Raw genomic sequence first — 15,609 nt, forward strand, 5'->3', positions numbered from 1 at the left:
ATCAATCACAATCGCTTAAAAACTCAAGCGAAGCAAATCAGTAATTTCTTGACGACAATAGTCGCTTAATTGATTAACAACCTCCTTGGCACCTTTTCCATGATACCGTTGACGATCTAGTGCAGAAATCCGATAGGGACGACCAATTAAGACATTAATTCGCTGATATACCACCACCGGGTGACTGCCACTACGCTCAAATAAAGGCTCAGAAGGATCAAACAAACTTAATAAACGCACCGGAAACCCCGGCATCAAACTCTCTTCAATAGAACCAATGGCTACGGGTAAAACCCACAAATCCGGTATCGCGGTTTTTAAGGCTAAATGAGCAAAACCTCGCTGAAACTCCTGAATCTCCTGCGGATGAGTCAGATTAAGCATGGGGCTTGCTCCCTCGGGAAAAATTCCCACCCATTGATGAGACTGTAACAAGCTTTTCGCCTGCTCAAAAAAACCCTGTTGGCGGCTACCTGAAGATTCTAAAGGAATGCAGCCCAACAACTGAATAAATTCTCGTAAAATTGGCGTTTTGCTCATATAATGATGACAGGCGATCCGAACAGGCTGTCTTAATGCCTGGATCAAAACCGGAGCATCCATAAAACTACGATGATTACTCACCACAAGTACAGCCCCCGCTTCAGTGGGTATACGATTTTCATGGTGAATAAACATCTTTAGTCCTGTTGCTCCTAAAAGACCCTGAGCAGTTGGAAGTGGTGCGGTAGGCAACATAATTGCTCCATTGGTGCGACTCTCAAAGTGCAACATTTAACGTTTACTCTTCTTAGCTTAACATTACTTTACGTTATTATTGAGTTAAGCAAGAGTGATTGAAGCTTGTATTTGGGGCATTGTGAGAATTATTTTGGGGATCATAATTGGCTTTAAGATTGTTTTTATTGAATCTGTATAAAGTAACAAGGTAAAAGAGAAGTAAAGCGACATAGAATAGATATTTGTAGCCCCGATATATATTTAATAATCCATCCCTCGGGGTAGCTTAACCTATTGATATAAAATTTCATGAATGAAAACCAAGCTAGTAACAAGAAATTTGCATTAACGACTCCTCTGTATTACGTAAACGATGTCCCGCATATCGGCAGTGCATATACTACTATGATTGCTGACGTAATCGCTAGATGGAAGCGATTGCAGGGATATTCGGTAATGTTTATCACAGGAACTGATGAACATGGACAAAAAATCCAACGGACAGCAGAGGCCAAGGGATTAGCTCCCCAAGAGCATTGTGATCAGATTGTTACCAGTTTTGAGTCTTTATGGGATAAGCTGAACATCCACTATGATCGCTTTAGCCGCACAACAGCTAAACCCCATCAATCCATTGTGAAAGAATTTTTTCAACGGGTGTGGGATCAAGGGGATATTTATCTGGATCAACAAATAGGGTGGTATTGCGTCGCTTGTGAAGAATTTAAAGAAGAACGAGAACTAACGGAAAATGGCAGTTGTCAAATTCACACTAATTTAAAAGCCGAATGGAGAGACGAAGAAAACTACTTTTTTCGTCTTTCTAAATATCAGCAAAAATTAGCAGAATTTTACGCAGAAAAGCCAGAATTTATTCGTCCCGAGAGTCGTCGGAATGAAGTTCTTAGTTTTCTTAAACAAGGATTGCAAGATTTTTCTATCTCACGAGTCAATCTGGATTGGGGTTTTCCGGTTCCTAGTGATCCCAATCACACTATTTATGTTTGGTTTGACGCATTGTTGGGATATATAACAGCTTTATTAGATCCAAATGACGAACCTACCTTAAAAAATGCCCTTTCTCGATGGTGGCCGATTAACTTGCATTTAATTGGCAAGGATATTTTACGCTTTCACGCTATTTATTGGCCTGCCATGTTAATGTCAGCCGGATTGCCCTTACCCGAACAAGTTTTTGGTCACGGTTTCTTGACTAAAGACGGGCTAAAAATGGGCAAAAGTCTAGGAAATACGTTAGATCCTTTCGATTTATTAAACCGTTATAGTGCAGATGCTGTGCGCTACTACTTTATTAAAGAGATAGAATTTGGAAAAGACGGTGATTTCAATGAAACCCGCTTTGTAAATATTCTTAATGCGGATCTAGCAAACGATTTGGGGAATTTACTCAACCGCACTTTAGGAATGGTGCAAAAATACTGTAAAGGAAAAGGCCCTGCACTAAAGGCGACTGAGATAGACAATAATAATCCTTTAAAAATTATTGGAGAAGGGTTATCAGAGCGTGTGAGGGAGTGCCTGGAGGCATTAAAGTTTAACCAAGCCTGTGAGGAGATTTTTAGTCTAATACGTGCTTGTAACAAGTTTATTGATGAAAGTGCCCCCTGGAGTCTTTATAAAGAAAAAAAACAGGCAGAAGTTGAAGAAATTCTCTATGCCGTTTTAGAATCAGTTAGACTAGCTGCATATTTGTTATCGCCCATAATTCCCAATTTAAGTACACGAATATATCAACAGTTGGGTTTTAGCGTGGATTTCAATGATTTCGAGCTAGTTAACCGAAATTTTAGCTTTAAAGACCAGACAAAATGGGGAAATTTTCCAGGCAATCCAAATCTCAGTAAACCAGAGCCAATATTTACGAAACTAGAACCCCCTTCAGATGCCTAAACCTTTAAGGATTAGGACGAAGTGGGAAAAGCAAACCTCTGCAATAAGCAGAAAGGATATAAACTCATGAATAGTCCAGATTTATTTAAGCCCAACCCAGTTTTTTATAATAAGCAAAGGATTAAGAAAATGTTTGATGATTTTGAAACAGATACTCTTTTTACTCAAGAACAAATATTAGAAAATCGAGGTCGTGTTGCTATCTTTATTGATGGCTCAAATTTGTTTTATGCCGCGTTACAACTGGGGATCGAAATTGATTACACCAAATTACTCTTTCGTTTAACCAATGGCTCAAAATTACTACGAGCTTTCTTTTATACCGGTGTAGATCGCTCTAACGAAAAACAACAAGGGTTTTTATTATGGATGCGGCGTAATGGTTATCGAGTCATTGCTAAAGACTTAGTGCAACTGCCTGATGGCTCCAAAAAAGCTAACTTAGATGTGGAAATTGCCGTAGACTTGATGTCCTTGGTGGGGTCTTATGATACAGCAGTCATTGTAAGCGGAGATGGCGATTTAGCTTATGCCGCTAATGCTGTGAGTTATCGCGGGGCCAGAGTAGAAGTGGTCAGTCTACGCTCAATGACTAGCGATAGTTTGATTAATGTGGCTGATCGCTACGTGGATTTAGATCAAATTAAGGAGGATATCCAGAAACACGCCAAAGCTCATGTGAATTATAGCAGTTTTCACAGTTTAGGGGTTTTAGAGCAAGAGCCTCCGCGATAAGTTAACACTCAATTGCTGAAAAGATGCACAATTGTAGAGGTTTTCTCTGTTGCCGCTCAAAAGCCATGCAACAGAGAATATTTCTAGTTACTTAGCTCAGGCTCACCCATTACGTGAGATAGTAAAGTAGAATAATAAACCTTTAATAAGCCAAAAAAACACTTTAAATGAACTGGTATATTCATGCCGCCAAAAAGCCGCTCTTGGGGATGATGACCCTAATCATCTTACTGTTATTACTAGCTACTACAGCTTGTCAACAAAAAAGTCCCGATCAAAAGTCATCTAAGGATAAATCCGATGAAAAAGAATCTTTAGATCTTGAAAGCAGCTTACTGTTAAATAATGCGACGCTCGAACAATCAAATGCTGAAGGGAAACGCCTTTGGAAAATTCAAGTTAAAAAAGCGACTTATAGTAAAGATCGAGAAGTAGCGCGGCTCGACAAAATCAAGGGAAATATTTATCAAAATGGCAAAATAGTTTTATATATTAGCGCAGACAAAGGAGAAGTTTATAAAGACGGAGAAGAAATTTTCTTAAAACAAAATATCATCGCCACAGATCCCCGTAACGGGGCTATTATCCGTTCTCAAGAGGTAGAATGGCGACCGAAAAACTCTTTATTAATCATCCGCAAGGAACTTCAAGGAAGTCACGCTCAATTAGAAGCAAGCGCCAAAGAGGGAAAATATCAGACAATTGAACAAAAATTAGAATTGAATGGGGATATTGTCGCCACCGCCAAAGAACCAAAATTACAGTTAAGAGCAGACCATTTAATTTGGACTATTCCCAAGCATCAAGTAATTAGTGATCGTATACTGAAAGTCACTCGTTACAATGATAAAGTGATAACTGATCAAGTGGCGACTGATCGTTCTGAGATTGATTTAAAAGCGAAAACTATTACCATTAAACAAAATATTGAGTTTAAATCTCTTGAGCCGCCTTTACAGGTAGCTTCTAATCAAATTGTTTGGAATTATCAGACTCGGGTGGTAAGTTCAGAAACCCCTATTCGATTGGTGGATACTAAAGAACAAATTAGCATGACAGGGAATCGCGCTCAAGTCAACTTTAATCAAAAAGTAGCTTATTTATCGGATGGGGTACAAGGGATAAATGAGCGAACTGGGGCGAAATTGTATGCTAAAGATTTACAGTGGAATATGCCTTCTCAGGTGGTATCCGCTACGGGGAATGTGATTTATGAACAGCTTAATCCTGTGTTTAATTTAACCGGGGATAAGGCTACAGGTATCCTGCGGGATAATAATATTACTGTTACCAGTACCAGTCCGACTCGGGTTGTAACGGAAATTTATCCAAATCCCCAGTAGTTGAGCAATTAATCCCAGAGGAATAGTTTAAGTAAGGTAACAATAATTGATAACAGTTGGATGACCTGACCGAGAAGTTCTCTTGTAGCTGGGTTTAAGAGAATTTGTTTGAGGTTGTTTAAGGTTTTCTTGAAATGTTGTCTCATAGTCGTTATCTTATTTTAGAGCTAATTGACGTTTTCTTATTTTTAATTTAGCAGGCCTAAAATTTTAATCAAAGTGCAATTTAGGGCTTTTAATTCAGAAATTTTGCCCTATTTATTAGGGCGATTAGGGCAGCAATATAAATATTTTTGCCCTAGAGAATTAAGGCTACTTTTGTTATTAAATAAATATAGGTTTTTGATTGCCTAACCCCATAAACGCCTACACCCACACCCGCATATGGTGGGGCTATACGGACAAAGCCCGCCTGCGCGGGCTAATATTTGTAGGGTGGGTTAGGCGGCGATAACTCCTAAAACCAACGGATTAATTAACAATCCGCCGTAACCCACCAAAACCAAACCTTAAAATCAAAAGTAGTGTGCCACAACATAGCTATTAAAAAAGTAGAATCAAAAGGATAATCATTATGAAACCATCAGATAAATTTAAGTTAACAGAACAACAAATTGATAAGTTAGAAAATATCAGAAAAGAGAAATATAAAGAAAATAAAAACTTCACTCAAGAAAAACTAGCAAAAGACTCTAATGTTTCTCTTGATGATTATAAAAGATTTATCGGTAAAAAACAAGGCAATAGTGTTTTAGAAAGATATCAAATTGAAAACCTTGCCAAAACTTTAGGAATACAACCCACAGATATTATTGAGCCGCGAGAATGGAAAGGTGAAAAATTATTTAAATATACTAAAAAATTTGATGCTTTAATCGAAGAAAAAACAAGGCGCTTTGTGGGGCGTAAATTTGTTTTTGATGGGTTTCAAGACTTTCTCAAAAACCATGACAGAGGTTATTTTACTGTAGTTGCTAATCCTGGGGAAGGAAAAAGCGCGATCGCTTCTCAATATGTCAACAAAAATCCTGACTGTATTTACTATTTTAATGTTAGGTCTGATAGTCAAAATCGAGCGGATCAATTTCTGGATAATGTTTGTCATCAGTTGATTTACCGTTATCAATTAGGGGAAGATTCTTTTTCAAAAGGAGCAAATGAAGATGGAGATGTCTTAAAAGAGTTATTGCAAACTGTCAGCGAGAAACTCTCAGGAGGTGAAAAATTAATTATTGTTGTTGATGCGTTGGATGAAGTTGATTTAAACAGTCAAACAGAAGGGGCAAATGTTTTATATTTACCGCGTTATTTACCGAAGAATGTTTATTTTTTCCTGACCCGTAGAGATGAAGAAGCCGTTAAAAGCCGCCTTTTGATTGAAGCACCAGCAAAAACATTGTATCTTAAGGATTATTCAGAAAAGTCTAAACAAGATATTAGGGCTTATATTCGCTTGTTAGTGGAAGATGATCCAGAGTATCAAGAAAAGTTAAGGAACTGGATTAAAAAACAAGGGATAACCCGAGATAAGTTTATTGAAGAAGTGGCGCAGAAAAGCGAAAATAATTTTATGTATTTGCGCTATGTCTTGCCTCAAATTGCCGCAGGTTATTATCAAGATTTAAAGTTAGAGGATTTACCGGAAGGGCTAACGAATTATTATCGAGACCACTGGCGCTTGATGCGGATGGATCGGACTAAAATTAATATAGTCTATCTTTTAACTGTTATTCGTCGCCCGATTTCTCGCGGCTTAATTGCTAAATTTGCAACGGTTGGGGAACTTAAGGTTAGTGAATATACAGTACAAGATGTTTTAAGGGAGTGGTCACAGTTTTTAATCGAGGATAGGATTGAGGGGGAGTCTCGGTATAAGGTTTATCATGCTAGTTTTGCGGATTTTCTTCAAAGTGATGAAATGGTGAAAGCGGCGGGGGTTGAGATTCGTAATATTCATGGGTTGATTGCGGATACTTTGTGGCAAGAGTTATATGGGGATGAGGAGGATGGGGAAGATGAGTAAGTTGGCCGATAAATTAAGGGCAATGTCTCCTGAAGAAAGGGAATACACTTTACAATCTTTACCCTACCATTTAGCCGAGGAAGGACAATATAAGCGCTTGTGTCATTTATTGACAGATTTTGATTTTTTGCAAATTAAATTAGAAAGGATGGGTGTAGCGGCGTTAATTGATGATTATGATTTAATTCAAAATCACGAAAGTTGGAAAGAATTAAAATGGATACAAAAAGCGTTGTATATGTTCGGTGAGAGTTTGATCAAAAATACTACTCAATCAGATAAACAATTCTGGATGTTATTCCTTCCTTTTAAATATCTGCCTCAGATTAACCGGTTATTAGAAACAGCACCCCCATACAAGGATAAATCTTGGTTATGTCTGCTGAGTCCTACTATTAAAACACCACTAGCACAACCTTTAATTCGGACTCTCACTGGTCATAAGAACTCGGTAAGTGCAGTAGCGGTTACACCCGATGGGAAAAAGGTCATTTCTGGCAGTGGGGACAACACCCTCAAAATCTGGGATTTAGCCACAGGGAAAGAAGAATACACTCTCAGGGGCCATAATGACTCGGTAAATGCAGTAGCTGTTACTCCCGATGAGAAAAAGCTCATTTCTGGGAGTTCGGACAAAACCCTCAAAGTCTGGGATTTAGCCACAGGGAAAGAAAAATACACTCTCAGGGGTCATAATGACTCGGTAAATGCAGTAGCTGTTACTCGCGATGGGAAAAAGGTCATTTCTGGGAGTTCGGACAAAACCCTCAAAGTCTGGGATTTAGCCACAGGGAAAGAAAAATACACTCTCAGGGGTCATAATGACTCGGTAAATGCAGTAGCTGTTACTCGCGATGGGAAAAAGGTCATTTCTGGGAGTGACGACAAGACCCTCAAAGTCTGGGATTTAGCCACAGGGAACGAAGAATACACTCTCACGGGCCATAATGACTCGGTAAATGCAGTAGCTGTTACTCGCGATGGGAAAAAGCTCATTTCTGGGAGTGACGACAAGACCCTCAAAGTCTGGGATTTAGCCACAGGGAAGCTAGAATACACTCTCACGGGTCATAATGACTGGGTAAGTGCAGTAGCTGTTACTCCCGATGGGACAAAGGTCATTTCTGGGAGTCGGGACAAGACCCTCAAAATCTGGGATTTAGCCACAGGGAAGGAAGAATCCACTCTCACGGGCCATAATGACTCGGTAAATGCAGTAGCTGTTACTCCCGATGGGACAAAGGTCATTTCTGGGAGTCGGGACAAGACCCTCAAAATCTGGGATTTAGCCACAGGGAAGCTAGAATACACTCTCACGGGCCATAATGACTCGGTAAGTGCAGTAGCTGTTACTTCCGATGGGACAAAGGTCATTTCTCGGAGTTGGGACAAGACCCTCAAAATCTGGGATTTAGCCACAGGGAAGCTAGAATACACTCTCACGGGCCATAATGACTCGGTAAATGCAGTAGGAGTTACTCCCGATGGCAAAAAGGTCATTTCTGAGATTGATGACAAAACTCTCAAAGTCTGGGATTTAGCTACAGGGAAGATAGAATACATTCTCACGGGTCATAATTTCTGGGTAAATGCAGTAGCGGTTACTCCCGATGGGCAAAAGCTCATTTCTGGGAGTTCGGACAACACCCTAAAGGTGTGGGATTTAGCCACAGGGAAGGAAGAATACATTCTCACGGGTCATAATTTCTGGGTAAATGCAATAGCTGTTACTCCCGATCGGAAAAAGGTCATTTCTGGGAGTCGGGAGAACACCCTCAAAGTCTGGGATTTAGCCACAGGGAAGGAAGAATACACTCTCACGGGTCATAATTACTCGGTAAATGCAATAGCTGTTACTCCCGATGGGAAAAAGGTCATTTCTGGGAGTTGGGACAAGACCCTCAAAATCTGGGATTTAGCCACAGGGAAGCTAGAATACACTCTCACGGGTCATAATTTCTGGGTAAATGCAGTAGCTGTTACTCCCGATGGAAAAAAGGTTATTTCTGGAAGCGATGACAAGACCCTCAAAGTCTGGGATTTAGACAGAGGAGAATGTATCGCTACCTTTACCGCAGAAGCGTGGATAACTTGCTGTGCTGTTGCACCCGATGGCGTGACCATTGTAGCGGGGGATAGTTCAGGACAGGTGCATTTTTTGCGCTTAATGGGGATAGAATGACAGCATCAAGTTTAGCCGCCTATTTTTTAATAAACTTCATCATGAGAACCTAGAGTCACTAATAAAATATCATCTTCCTCTCTGTCTTCCTCTCGGACGAACTTAAACAGAATACGATAGCTGTAATCAATAGAACATGACCAAATTCCTGATAAATATACTTTCAGTTTATGAGTTCGCCAACTAGGATGAAGTTACTGTAATAGAGTTATAGTTATTATAATGGATTAAATTATTAAAGGTGAAAATGACTGTTCACTTAAAGCAAGAAATTGAAAAACTTTATGAGGAAGATTATGTTCTTTGGTTGGAGCAAACAGCAGAGCAAATCCGCCATAAGGATATAGATAATCTAGATTGGCAACATCTGCTCGAGGAGATAGAAGACTTGGGAAAATCTCAAAAAAATGCAGTAGAAAGTTATCTGCGTCAACTTCTCAAACACTTGCTTCTCTATCAATATTGGACTCAAGAAAGAGATTATTCTGGCGATGGATGGGCAGAGGAAATTGATAATTTTAGAAATGAATTAGAAATTTTGCTAGATTCTAAAACTTTATATAATTATGCCGCATCTATTCTTGAAGCCATTTATCAAAAAGCTAGGCGATCAGCTTTCAACAAAACTAAACTAGATATTTTTCCTGCTGAATGTCCTTATACTCTAGAACAGGTTTTAGATATAGACTATCTTCCCGAATAAACAAAATTATTAATAAAAATTTTCAATATTTCTCCCCCCTTAATAAGGCCCCCAGGGCTGTTTCGTTCTTTTGAAATGCTCTCAGGCTGAAGCCACTAGCTCACGAACGAAGCCTGCTCCCGGCTAAAAGGCTCATAATTCGTCAGATAGCCCGCGTAGGATTGCTCTGTCCGTAGAGCCTTTCCCTTCAGGGTTAGGGAATTTGAGAGAATGAAACAGCCCTGGGGGCCCTTAATAAGGGGGGCTAGGGGGGATCGCTCCCAACTATTCAGGTAACTTATACTGTCCTACAATCCGTTTAGCATACTCCGGCACATGAGCCGCTAACTTTTCAGGATAATTACGCTTAACAAACAAATAATTACGAGTGTAATGAGAATCAATAGAAAACCGCGCATATTCTAACCCTTTCGGGCCAATTCTTTCGATCACCACACCCATTAACTTAGCCGCCCACATGGGAAGCGTTACCCCTTTATCATAAGCCGGAATACTATTCTGTACGGCTTGACGGCGATCGCCCGAAGACATCACCCCTTGAGTCTCAATCTGATCCCGTACCAGATCCAACATTTCGCGCCCGGTATCATTGCGGACAACAATCCACTGCCAACCAAAAGGGGCCCCCATATACCCCACCACCAAATCTGCTAACGAATTGACATAATCAAAACAACTCATACAAGAAGGGGCAAAAACATCCTTCAGTTTATTGGTTTTCAGCCCAAAGAAAGGAACCGTTTCAATCGATCCATCCTCATGTTTAAAATGGACGCGAAAATCTTGCATAAACTCATAATGCACCACCGTCTCCGGAGACTTACTGGTAGTTTCGAGGAACTTTTGCAACCCTTCGCGGCTAACATTATCTACGCAGGGAGTCCCCAACACATAAAGCTTTTCTAAGCCTAACTGCTTTTCTACTGCCCGCAGCGCTTGAATTTGACAGCCTACCCCAATAACTAATAAGCGCTTCATCCCCGACTGTTCAATTTGTTCTAAAACCGAAAGATTCGGGGAAAGAGTCGGTTTATTGACGCGGGCGGCTAAAATTTGTTCTGGAGTTGTGGCTAAAATAGGCATCGGTTGAAAACGATCTTCTTTGGTATTTTGCACACAAACAACCCCCTCTACCATACCTCGGGTGAGCATCTCGCAGGCGATGGTACTAACGATCCCTGTCCACTGCGCCCCCTCAATAGGTTGTTTCTTCTTCGCCGCCATCATTTCCTGATGGACACCAAAATACCAATCATCTTGACTCTCTAAATTTCGGCTACGTCCATGCGCTGCGGCTTCAAGTTCAGCAACTTGTTGATTGAGGAAAGCACAGGCTTCTTTGACGTAATGGATATAGTAAGTATCGCATAGTCCGCACTCGCTACAGAGTTCTTTAGCAGGGCGACGACTACCGGGTTTGAGGGCTTTAGCTTTTTTGTGAGGTGCGACAGATGTCATGGAAAATGTGCTTTTCTTAGAAGTTTTTATGAACAATTCTTTACATTACCGTAGAACTGAGACTCAAGGGGAGCAATGTTAAAGAAGCGTAATGCTAGATGCTCCGAAGGGGCAAAGGGGAATGACTAATGACCAATAACTAATGACTAAATAATCTGCTTGTCTTTAGAGAGCAGAGTGTCAAATCTATGATAGAATGCCCCTTATCTATAAAACAATGTCTTGGGAAGGTACACAGATACATGGAACTGGCACTGCTGTTAGCAAAATTACCCGAAGCTTATCAAATCTTCGATCCTTTAGTCGATGTTTTACCTTTGATCCCTTTATTCTTTTTGTTGCTGGCCTTTGTTTGGCAAGCGGCTGTTGGATTCAAATAAACGACTAAAATTAAACCCATTTAACCAAAAAAATAAAGGGTATTGGTGTTCCGATACCCTTTAAAACATATAGATCAAGGAGAAAAAAACTTTTAAATTATTTTGACCAGTCAATTAAAATAAATTACGGTTGAAAAATTTATTTAATATAGAAGAAGATTCAGGTTGATGAGTCGGTTCAGAATTCCCCGAGGAGTCAAGAGAATTATTGCTTATAGATTTATTAGAATTTTTAAAATCTTGATGCCATAAAGGAATATTGACATCAGTTTTCTTGGCATAAATTGTGACTTTTTTTACCAGAGGCAGTCTAGCTTCTATTAATTTGTTCCGAATGCTCTCTACAGTTTTATCTTGAACAAGAGCATAATGTGCTTCTAATAAAATTTGTAAATATCCCCGGTCTAATCTCAGTTCAGCCGCGATATCTTTCGGTTCTAATTCTTGATTTAATAATTCTAAAATAGCCGCCACTTCTCCGCGTTTTGCCCGCAGTTCTAGACTGACTTCTTCGGGTTCTATTTCATCAGTCTTAGCAGATAAAATATGAGTAAATTCTGCTATACGATTTGTATGTTCGTCTAGAGTAATTGATGCCTGCCAAGCGGCTGTATCAGAGCCTTCTACCGAAGCTTCTAACTCTAATTTATGCACGATTTCAAGGCGTAAACTGGTAATTTCCTCTTTAATAAAAGGAATCAATTTATGCTGATTGGGAACTTGTCCGTGTTTTCCTTCCAGCTTCAGTTGTAGGCAATTATCTTCAAGAGTAGCGACGACAATTTGAACCTTTTTAAAAGCCAAACTTTGATTAAGCAGATTAAGGATCGCGTTAGCATCTCCCTGTTTAGCTTGATGCAAAAGAGAAACTTGACTCATAATACTCAAATATATAATTTTTAATCCGGTCTTACTCTTAAGATTCCCTTTTTTAAACTTAAACTTGAACCTGAACAGGGATTTTGTTTGAAAAATTGTAAAATCAAGTAGGGGAAATCCCCTACTCAAACAGAAAAATTTTTTATTGACAACGTTCTAAAGCCAACTGAATTAACTGATCAACCAATTGAGGGAACTGAATCCCAGAGGCTTCCCAAAGTTGAGGATACATACTAAAAGCCGTAAATCCCGGTAAAGTATTAATCTCATTAATTAGCACTTCCCCAGTCTTTTCCACATAGAAGAAGTCTACCCGCGCCAAGCCGGCAGCATCCACCGCCGCAAAGGCAGATAAAGACATTTCTTGAATTTGAGCCGCTATTTGAGGGGGAATGGGAGCAGGGATTAATAATTGGGCGCGTCCATCAGTATATTTAGTTTCATAGTCATAAAAATCACTATTAAAGGTAATTTCGCCGACGATAGAGGCTTTAGGATTATCATTGCCTAAAACGGCACATTCTACCTCTCTAGCACTCACGCCAGCCTCCACAATAATGCGTCTGTCATAACTAGCGGCGGCATCGAGGGCAGTTTCTAATTCCGAACGAGTTCGCGCTTTGGCAATGCCTACAGATGAACCTAAATTAGCCGGTTTGACGAAACAGGGATAACCTAAAGTTTGTTCAATTTCATCCCCGAGTTTAGGAAAGACGCAGGAATTAGACCAAATTTGAGCGCGAGTCAGAGTCATATAAGGCACTTGAGGCAACCCGGCCTGCTTAAAGGCGGTTTTCATGGCAATTTTATCCATTCCCACAGCCGAACCTAATACACCGCTACCCACATAGGGAACTTGCATCAAGGTGAGTAACCCTTGTAAGGTGCCGTCTTCCCCATTAGGACCATGCAAAATGGGAAACCACACATCTACTTCATTCACACTTGGGGGAAATTGCCAAAGTCCAACGGAGTCATCGCTTTCTGTGGAGAGGGGTTTTCCTGACTCTAAAACCGCTTGGGCAATTTCTGGAGCTTGCCAACAGCCATCCTTTCGAATATAAATAGGGATAAGTTGGTACTTGGTCGCATTTGTTTCGGAACTCAGGGCTTTGGCTATAGCTTTTGCCGAATTGATCGAGACTTCGTGTTCTCCTGAACGTCCGCCAAATAATAATCCAACCCGCAATTTGCTCATGGCTATCTCCCTAACTGTTGCTAAATTAATTAGGGGATAGAGTATCATATTAGCGACCCCTAAACTACCGGCAGCCAAAAGTTCCTCGCTGTTATTAAAATTAAATTTCTACTGCTTAGTCCTCAGTTAATTCGGTTGAATCGGCTGTTTTTTGCCTTCGTGATCAACGCTAACAAAAGTAATTTTTGTTTCGAATAGTATAAGGTCATGTTGCTGATCATCTCGGGTGCCAAAAACTTTCACACTGTACTGTACAGAAGTTTTTCCTAGATGATGGCAAGTGACAGAAAACTTTAAAATTTCACCATTACTCACGGCATGACGAAAGATCACATTGTCTAAAGCGATGGTGAGAAACTGATGACCCGGAAATTCTAAGTTTGCCGTAATATAAGAGAATTCATCAATCCACTTTAATAAATTCCCACCAAATAAATTACCGTAGTGATTTAAGTGTTCGGGCAGCACTAGCTTATAGTAATCCATGTTAGAATTCGTCTCTTGTATTCAACTTATTATTGCCAAACTCTGAGAATTTTTTCGAGTTAAGTTTTAATATACTGTATCCAATGTTACAATTTTTCGGTTAACCTAGTTTTACCATACAATCTCTGATTATTCTGTTCGTCAGTGACATCATTCTCGAGAAAGATCTACATAAGAGGTTAATCCAAAAGCATTATGGCTCAAGAACTAGGTAGAAGAAAATTTTTATTGTATGGTTCAGGTGCATTTATAGCCAGCTTACTCCTCAAAGGTTGTACCGGAAGCGATACCACGACAACCTCCTCAACTCCCTCTGCTACCTCTAACCAAACTGCCGCTAATACAGGGAAAACGGCGGCGAGTGGCGATACCATTAAAGTCGGTCTTCTCCACTCTCTGAGTGGCACAATGGCCATTAGTGAAACGACCGTTGTCGAAGCTGAAGAATTGGCGATCGAAGAAATTAATGCCGCCGGTGGGGTATTAGGTAAAAAAATAGAAGTCATTAAAGAAGATGGGGCTTCTGACTGGCCGACTTTTGCTGAAAAAGCCACTAAACTGATCGATCAAGATAAAGTTGCTACCATTTTCGGCTGTTGGACTTCTGCCAGTCGGAAAGCGGTTTTACCGGTCTTTGAAGCGAAAAATCATTTGTTGTGGTATCCTGTCCAATACGAAGGACAAGAATGTTCTAAAAATGTTTTTTATACCGGTGCAGCCCCTAATCAACAAATTGAACCGGCTGTAGATTGGTTATTAAAAAATAAAGGGAAAAAGTTTTTTTTAGTCGGTTCTGACTATGTTTTTCCTCGTACCGCTAACACCATTATCAAGGAACAGTTAAAGGCTAAAGGCGGCGAAACCGTAGGGGAAGATTACTTACCTTTAGGCAATACAGAAGTGACCGCTATTATTACGAAAATTAAAGCGGCTTTACCGGATGGGGGAGTCATTTTTAATACCCTTAACGGAGATAGTAATGTGGCATTCTTTAAACAACTACAAGCCGCAGGACTAAAACCCGATAAATATCCTGTTATGTCTGTTAGTATTGCCGAAGAAGAAGTGCGACAAATTGGGCCAGAATATTTAGCCGGTCAATATGCCAGTTGGAATTATTTCCAAACCGTTGATACTCCCACCAATAAAAAGTTTGTGGAAGCATTTAAAGCTAAATATGGCCAAGACCGGGTAACCAATGACCCGATGGAAGCGGCTTATATTATGGTTTATTTGTGGAAACAAGCAGTAGAAAAAGCCAAAACCGCCAATGATTTAGATAAGGTTCGCCTGGCAGCCGTTGGTCAAGAATTTGAAGCCCCAGAAGGCAAAGTGAAAATTTTTCCGAATCATCATATTTCTAAGACTGTCAGAATTGGTCAAGTGAAAGATGATGGAATGTTTGACATTGTTTGGTCAAGTGAAGGACCGGTTAAACCGATTCCTTGGAATCAATATGTTCCTGAAACTAAGGGGTACGCCTGCGACTGGACTGATCCTAAGAAAGGCGGCAAGTATAAAACTGATAAAGTTTAATAATCATTAGTCATTGGTCATGGGTCATTAGTCATTACTCATTAGTCATTGGTCA

The 15,609-nt window shown here is 40.0% G+C and carries 14 protein-coding genes; 8 read left to right on the forward strand and 6 right to left on the reverse strand.

Annotation, left to right across the window (positions count from 1 at the left end; all coding sequences use genetic code 11):
* Positions 1-15: 15 nt before the first annotated feature.
* Entirely contained in the window at positions 16-774 is a 759-nt protein-coding gene (locus CYAN7822_RS06555) for a lysophospholipid acyltransferase family protein (protein WP_013321451.1), read from the reverse strand.
* A gap of 255 nt (positions 775-1,029) precedes the next feature.
* On the opposite strand from CYAN7822_RS06555, the gene metG reads away from it, so the two are divergent.
* The 3 genes from metG to lptC all read left to right on the forward strand — a co-directional run bounded on the left by metG (position 1,030) and on the right by lptC (position 4,709).
* Positions 1,030-2,631, forward strand: coding sequence for a methionine--tRNA ligase (gene metG, locus CYAN7822_RS06560; RefSeq protein ID WP_013321452.1), 1,602 nt, complete (start codon positions 1,030-1,032; stop codon positions 2,629-2,631).
* A gap of 129 nt (positions 2,632-2,760) precedes the next feature.
* Positions 2,761-3,366 (forward strand): LabA-like NYN domain-containing protein, encoded by a 606-nt coding sequence (locus CYAN7822_RS06565; protein ID WP_041933549.1) that lies wholly within the window; start codon positions 2,761-2,763, stop codon positions 3,364-3,366.
* A 167-nt stretch (positions 3,367-3,533) separates the two neighbouring features.
* A complete protein-coding gene (gene lptC, locus CYAN7822_RS06570; RefSeq protein ID WP_013321454.1) occupies positions 3,534-4,709 on the forward strand; it encodes an LPS export ABC transporter periplasmic protein LptC in 1,176 nt (391 codons plus the stop codon).
* An 8-nt stretch (positions 4,710-4,717) separates the two neighbouring features.
* Here the strand turns inward: lptC and CYAN7822_RS37500 are convergent, their stop codons facing one another.
* Positions 4,718-4,855 carry a hypothetical protein gene (locus CYAN7822_RS37500; protein WP_013321455.1) on the reverse strand — a complete coding sequence of 46 codons (138 nt, stop codon included), beginning with the start codon at positions 4,853-4,855 and terminating at the stop codon, positions 4,718-4,720.
* A gap of 428 nt (positions 4,856-5,283) precedes the next feature.
* Here CYAN7822_RS37500 and CYAN7822_RS06575 point away from each other — a divergent pair, with 428 nt between their 5' ends.
* From CYAN7822_RS06575 to CYAN7822_RS06585, 3 genes are all read left to right on the forward strand, one after another.
* Positions 5,284-6,732, forward strand: a complete 1,449-nt coding sequence (locus tag CYAN7822_RS06575; RefSeq protein ID WP_013321456.1) for a P-loop domain-containing protein — start codon at positions 5,284-5,286, stop codon at positions 6,730-6,732.
* Positions 6,725-8,914, forward strand: a complete 2,190-nt coding sequence (locus CYAN7822_RS06580; RefSeq protein WP_013321457.1) for a beta-propeller domain-containing protein — start codon at positions 6,725-6,727, stop codon at positions 8,912-8,914. The genes CYAN7822_RS06575 and CYAN7822_RS06580 overlap by 8 nt, the downstream gene beginning before the upstream one ends.
* A 247-nt stretch (positions 8,915-9,161) precedes the next feature.
* Positions 9,162-9,617 carry a DUF29 domain-containing protein gene (locus tag CYAN7822_RS06585; RefSeq protein WP_013321458.1) on the forward strand — a complete coding sequence of 152 codons (456 nt, stop codon included), beginning with the start codon at positions 9,162-9,164 and terminating at the stop codon, positions 9,615-9,617.
* 264 nt (positions 9,618-9,881) lie between these two features.
* Here the strand turns inward: CYAN7822_RS06585 and CYAN7822_RS06590 are convergent, their stop codons facing one another.
* Positions 9,882-11,075, reverse strand: coding sequence for a Coenzyme F420 hydrogenase/dehydrogenase, beta subunit C-terminal domain (locus tag CYAN7822_RS06590; protein WP_013321459.1), 1,194 nt, complete (start codon positions 11,073-11,075; stop codon positions 9,882-9,884).
* 242 nt (positions 11,076-11,317) lie between these two features.
* Between CYAN7822_RS06590 and CYAN7822_RS06595 the strand changes: the two genes are divergently transcribed.
* The gene (locus CYAN7822_RS06595; protein WP_041933160.1) at positions 11,318-11,455 is read left to right on the forward strand and encodes a photosystem II reaction center protein K; all 138 of its coding nucleotides are present in this window, start codon (positions 11,318-11,320) and stop codon (positions 11,453-11,455) included.
* Positions 11,456-11,569: 114 nt separating this feature from the next.
* On the opposite strand, the gene CYAN7822_RS06600 is transcribed toward CYAN7822_RS06595, so the two are convergent.
* The 3 genes from CYAN7822_RS06600 to CYAN7822_RS06610 all read right to left on the reverse strand — a co-directional run bounded on the left by CYAN7822_RS06600 (position 11,570) and on the right by CYAN7822_RS06610 (position 14,018).
* Positions 11,570-12,334 (reverse strand): hypothetical protein, encoded by a 765-nt coding sequence (locus CYAN7822_RS06600; RefSeq protein ID WP_013321461.1) that lies wholly within the window; start codon positions 12,332-12,334, stop codon positions 11,570-11,572.
* A 142-nt stretch (positions 12,335-12,476) separates the two neighbouring features.
* Positions 12,477-13,532 carry a D-alanine--D-alanine ligase family protein gene (locus CYAN7822_RS06605; protein ID WP_041933550.1) on the reverse strand — a complete coding sequence of 352 codons (1,056 nt, stop codon included), beginning with the start codon at positions 13,530-13,532 and terminating at the stop codon, positions 12,477-12,479.
* Positions 13,533-13,658: 126 nt separating this feature from the next.
* Entirely contained in the window at positions 13,659-14,018 is a 360-nt protein-coding gene (locus tag CYAN7822_RS06610) for an acyl-CoA thioesterase (RefSeq protein WP_013321463.1), read from the reverse strand.
* A 195-nt stretch (positions 14,019-14,213) separates the two neighbouring features.
* Between CYAN7822_RS06610 and urtA the strand changes: the two genes are divergently transcribed.
* On the forward strand, positions 14,214-15,554 hold the full coding sequence (gene urtA, locus CYAN7822_RS06615; protein ID WP_013321464.1) for an urea ABC transporter substrate-binding protein: 1,341 nt from the start codon (positions 14,214-14,216) through the stop codon (positions 15,552-15,554).
* The last annotated feature ends 55 nt before the right edge of the window (positions 15,555-15,609 follow it).

Source organism: Gloeothece verrucosa PCC 7822 (genome assembly GCF_000147335.1).
Classification (GTDB): Bacteria; Cyanobacteriota; Cyanobacteriia; order Cyanobacteriales; family Microcystaceae; genus Gloeothece; species Gloeothece verrucosa.